The sequence below is a fragment of the Mycobacterium sp. E1386 genome (assembly GCF_001672745.1).
Classification (GTDB): domain Bacteria; phylum Actinomycetota; class Actinomycetes; order Mycobacteriales; family Mycobacteriaceae; genus Mycobacterium.
Genome location: NZ_LZKH01000253.1, coordinates 1 through 4690 on the forward strand (window position 1 = coordinate 1; position 4690 = coordinate 4690).

Here is a 4690-nt window from a genome sequence, read left to right on the forward strand (position 1 = left end):
CGGCGGCCAGTCGGTTGCCGACCTGCTGGCGCGGCTGCAGGTGCAGCCGTCCGAGGGCGGCCGGCGCCGCCGACGCGACGGCTGAGCTGGGAGCTTCCTCACATTGGGTGCCGCCCGGTAATCGACTACAGTTTTAGTGACCGAACGGTACCCACGACGTGGGACCGGAACGAACGAAGAAATCTGTGAGGTCGTCTGCGATGGTGCAGTTCGACGGTTTGCGCCCGGCCAGGCTCAAGGTGGGCGTCATCTCCGCCGGCCGGGTCGGCACCGCGCTCGGGGTCGCGCTCGAGCGCGCCGACCACGTCGTGGTCGCGTGCAGCGCCATCTCCCACGCGTCCCGCCAGCGGGCGCAGCGTTGGCTGCCCGATACCCCGGTGGTGTCCCCGCCGGAGGTGGCCGCCGACGCCGAGCTACTGCTGCTGGCCGTTCCCGACAGCGAACTCGCCGGCCTGGTGTCCGGGCTGGCTGCGACGTCGTCGGTGCGGCCGGGCACGATCGTCGCCCACACGTCGGGCGCCAACGGGGTGGGCATTCTTGCGCCGCTGACCCAGGACGGGTGCATTCCGCTCGCGATCCACCCGGCGATGACGTTCACCGGCTCCGATGAGGACATCAGCAGGCTGCCTGATACCTGCTTCGGCATCACCGCGGCCGACGAGGTGGGCTATGCGATCGGGCAGTCGCTCGTCCTCGAGATGGGCGGCGAACCGTTCTGCGTGCGTGAGGAGGCGCGGGTGCTCTACCACGCCGCCCTGGCGCATGCGGGCAACCACCTGGTGACGGTGCTCGCCGATGCGCTCGAAGCGTTGCGGGCCGCGCTGCGCGGCAGCGAACTGCTCGGTCAACAGTCCGTCGACGACCAGCCGGGCGGGATCGCCGAACGCATCGTCGGCCCGCTGGCCCGGGCGGCGCTGGAGAACACCCTGCAACGCGGGCAGGCCGCGCTGACCGGTCCGGTCGCGCGCGGCGACGCCGCCGCGGTCGCCGAGCACCTCGGCGCGCTCAACCGGGTCGACCCGGAACTGGCGCAGGCGTACCGGGTGAACGCCCTGCGGACCGCCCGGCGGGCCCACGCCCCCGCCGACGTCGTCGAGGTCCTGGCGGGATGAGACCAGGCAAGCCGCCCGCCTTCAAGGCCGGCGAACTCAACGTCTACTCGCGGCCGCGCGACGTCAGCGACGTCAGCCGCGCTCTGCGCCACACCGGCCGCCGGGTGATGTTGGTGCCGACGATGGGCGCCCTGCACGACGGCCACCTCACCCTGGTGCGCGCCGCCAAGCGGGTACCCGGCTCGGTGGTCGCGGTCTCGATCTTCGTCAACCCGCTCCAGTTCGGCGCCGGGGAAGACCTCGACGCCTATCCGCGGACCCTGGACGACGACCTGGCGCTGCTGCGCGGCGAAGGCGTCGAAATCGTATTCGCGCCGACGGCGGCGGCCATGTATCCCGACGGCCTGCGCACCACCGTGCAGCCCGGTCCGCTGGCCGCCGACCTCGAGGGCGGTCCGCGGCCGACCCACTTCGCCGGCGTGCTGACCGTGGTGTGCAAGCTGCTGCAGATCGTGCGCCCGGACCGAGTGTTCTTCGGCGAGAAGGACTATCAGCAACTGGTGCTGATTCGGCAAATGGTCGCCGACCTGAACCTCGACGTCGCGGTGGTCGGCGTGCCCACCGTCCGCGAAGCCGACGGGCTAGCCATGTCGTCGCGCAACCGCTACCTCGACCCGGGGCAGCGTGAGGCGGCCGTGGCGGTGTCGGCGGCGCTGACGGCGGCGGCGCACGCCGCCGACGCCGGGCCGGAGGCCGCACTGGACGCGGCGCGCGCGGTGCTCGAGGCGGTGCCCGAGCTCACGGTCGACTACCTCGAATTGCGCGACCCGGACCTGGGCCCGTTGGGCGGCAACAGAACCGGCCGGTTGCTCGTCGCCGTCCGGCTGGGCAGCACCAGGCTGCTGGACAACATCTCGATCGAGATCGAAACTTCGCCGGCACCCGTGGGGCCGGACGGATATCGGGACACCCGTGAATCATCTTGGAGGAATTGATGCTACGGACGATGCTCAAGTCGAAGATCCACCGCGCCACCGTCACCCAGGCTGACCTGCACTACGTCGGCTCGGTGACCATCGACGCCGATTTGATGGACGCCGCGGACCTGCTCGAGGGCGAGCAGGTGACCATCGTCGACATCGACAACGGTGCCCGCCTGGTGACCTACGCGATCACCGGGGAGCGCGGCAGCGGTGTGATCGGAATCAACGGCGCCGCAGCGCATCTCGTGCACCCCGGCGACCTGGTTATCCTGATCGCGTACGGGACCATGGAAGAGGCCGAGGCGCGGTCGTATGAGCCGCGGATCGTGTTCGTCGACGCCGACAACAAACCGATCGACCTGGGCAACGACCCGGCCTTCGTGCCCGCGGATGCCGCCGAGCTGTTGGATCCCCGAATCGTTGCGCGGTAGCCGTGCTGCTGGCCATCGACGTCCGTAACACCCACACCGTGGTCGGGCTGATCTCCGGGTCCAAGGAGCACGCAAAGGTCGTGCAGCACTGGCGGATCCGGACCGAGTCCGAGGTGACCGCGGACGAGCTGGCCCTGACCATCGACGGCCTGATCGGCGACGACTCCGAGCGGCTCACCGGCGCGGCCGCCCTGTCCACCGTCCCGTCGGTGCTGCACGAGGTGCGGATCATGCTCGACCAGTACTGGCCGTCGGTGCCGCACGTGTTGATCGAGCCCGGTGTGCGCACCGGCATCCCGCTGCTCGTCGACAACCCGAAAGAAGTAGGCGCCGACCGAATCGTCAACTGCCTGGCCGCATTTCACCGCTTTCAAAGCGCCGCCATCGTGATCGACTTCGGCTCATCGATCTGCGTGGACGTGGTGTCGGCCAAGGGCGAATTTCTCGGCGGCGCGATCGCGCCGGGCGTGCAGGTCTCCTCGGACGCCGCCGCGGCCCGCTCCGCCGCCCTGCGCCGGGTTGAGCTGTCCCGCCCCCGTTCGGTGGTGGGCAAGAACACCGTCGAATGCATGCAGGCCGGAGCCGTATTCGGCTTCGCCGGGCTGGTCGACGGTCTGGTCGGGCGCATTCGCGAGGACGTCGAGGGCTTCGCCGGCGACGACGTGGCGGTGGTGGCGACCGGCCACACGGCGCCGCTGCTGCTGCCCGAGCTGCACACGGCCAGCCATTTCGACCAGCATCTGACCCTGCAGGGACTGCGCCTGGTGTTCGAACGCAACCGGGACACCCAGCGCGGTCGGCTGAAAACCGCGCGCTGAGACGGCGTCAACGCAAGCTCAAAGACCAGTCATTTAAGCTGGCACGTCGTGAGTGACGCCGACCCAGCAGACCTGCCCGAGCAGTTCCGCATCCGCCGGGACAAGCGCGCTCGCTTGTTGGCGGAGGGTCGCGAACCGTATCCGGTCGCGATCGAACGCACCCACACCCTGGCGCAGGTACGCGCCGACCATCCCGACCTGCCGATCGACACCGCCACCGACGACGTCGTCGGCATCGCGGGCCGGGTGATGTTCGCGCGCAACTCCGGGAAATTGTGCTTCGCGACACTCCAGGAGGGCGACGGCACCAGCCTGCAGGTGATGATCAGCCTCGACAGGGTGGGCCCCGAAGCGCTCGAGGCGTGGAAGGCCGACGTCGACCTCGGGGACATCGTTTACGTGCACGGCAACGTGATCAGCTCACGCCGCGGCGAATTATCCGTTCTGGCCGATTCGTGGCAAATGGCGGCGAAATCGTTGCGACCGCTGCCGGTGGCCCACAAGGAGATGAGCGAAGAGGCGCGGGTGCGCCAGCGTTACGTCGACCTCATCGTCCGGCCCCAGGCCAGGACGGTGGCGCGGCAGCGGATCGCCGTCGTCCGCGCGATTCGCAACTCGCTCGAACGGCGCGGGTTTCTCGAAGTCGAAACGCCTATGTTGCAGACGCTGGCGGGGGGCGCGGCGGCGCGACCGTTCGTCACGCATTCCAATGCTCTCGACATGGATCTGTACCTGCGGATCGCGCCGGAACTGTTCCTCAAGCGCTGCATCGTCGGGGGTTTTGACAAGGTCTTCGAAGTAAATCGAGTCTTCCGAAACGAAGGCGCCGATTCCACGCATTCTCCGGAATTCTCCATGCTGGAGACCTACCAGGCGTACGGAACCTATGACGATTCGGCGGTCGTCACGCGTGAGCTTATTCAAGAGGTCGCCGATGAGGCGATCGGAACCCGACAACTACCGCTGCCCGACGGGAGTGTCTACGACATAGACGGAGAATGGGCGTCGATTCAAATGTACCCGTCGCTGTCCGCGGCACTCGGTGAAGAGATCACCCCCGAGACGTCGGTGGAGCGGCTGTGGGCCATCGCGGACCGGCTCGGAGTCGAGATCGCCCGCGATCGCGGCTACGGGCACGGAAAGCTCGTCGAGGAACTCTGGGAGCACACGGTGGGGGACACGCTGACCGCGCCGACCTTCGTGCGGGACTTTCCGGTTGAGACAACGCCTTTGACGCGTCAGCACCGCAGCATCCCCGGGGTGACCGAGAAGTGGGACCTCTACGTGCGCGGCGTGGAACTGGCCACCGGGTACTCCGAATTGAACGACCCCGTCGTGCAGCGGGAGAGATTCGCCGCGCAGGCCCGCGCCGCGGCGGCCGGCGACGACGAAGCCATGGTGCTCGA

At 68.7% G+C, this 4690-nt stretch carries 6 protein-coding genes; all 6 read left to right on the forward strand.

Going from position 1 to position 4690, the window contains the following annotated elements:
- Positions 1–85 (forward strand): hypothetical protein (locus A5709_RS29025; protein WP_231987072.1); only part of this gene is annotated, 85 nt, incomplete at its 5' end.
- A gap of 115 nt (positions 86–200) precedes the next feature.
- On the forward strand, positions 201–1112 hold the full coding sequence (locus tag A5709_RS25430; protein WP_067949810.1) for a Rossmann-like and DUF2520 domain-containing protein: 912 nt from the start codon (positions 201–203) through the stop codon (positions 1110–1112).
- A complete protein-coding gene (gene panC, locus A5709_RS25435; RefSeq protein ID WP_068123424.1) occupies positions 1109–2047 on the forward strand; it encodes a pantoate--beta-alanine ligase in 939 nt (312 codons plus the stop codon). The genes A5709_RS25430 and panC overlap by 4 nt, the downstream gene beginning before the upstream one ends.
- Positions 2047–2466: an aspartate 1-decarboxylase gene (panD, locus tag A5709_RS25440; protein ID WP_068123427.1), complete on the forward strand. Its 420-nt coding sequence runs from the start codon at positions 2047–2049 to the stop codon at positions 2464–2466. The genes panC and panD overlap by 1 nt, the downstream gene beginning before the upstream one ends.
- 2 nt (positions 2467–2468) lie before the next feature.
- The gene (locus A5709_RS25445) at positions 2469–3284 is read left to right on the forward strand and encodes a type III pantothenate kinase (protein ID WP_068123429.1); all 816 of its coding nucleotides are present in this window, start codon (positions 2469–2471) and stop codon (positions 3282–3284) included.
- A gap of 48 nt (positions 3285–3332) precedes the next feature.
- Positions 3333–4690, forward strand: a 1358-nt coding sequence (locus A5709_RS25450; protein WP_067949804.1) for a lysine--tRNA ligase, incomplete at its 3' end; no start/stop codon positions are given.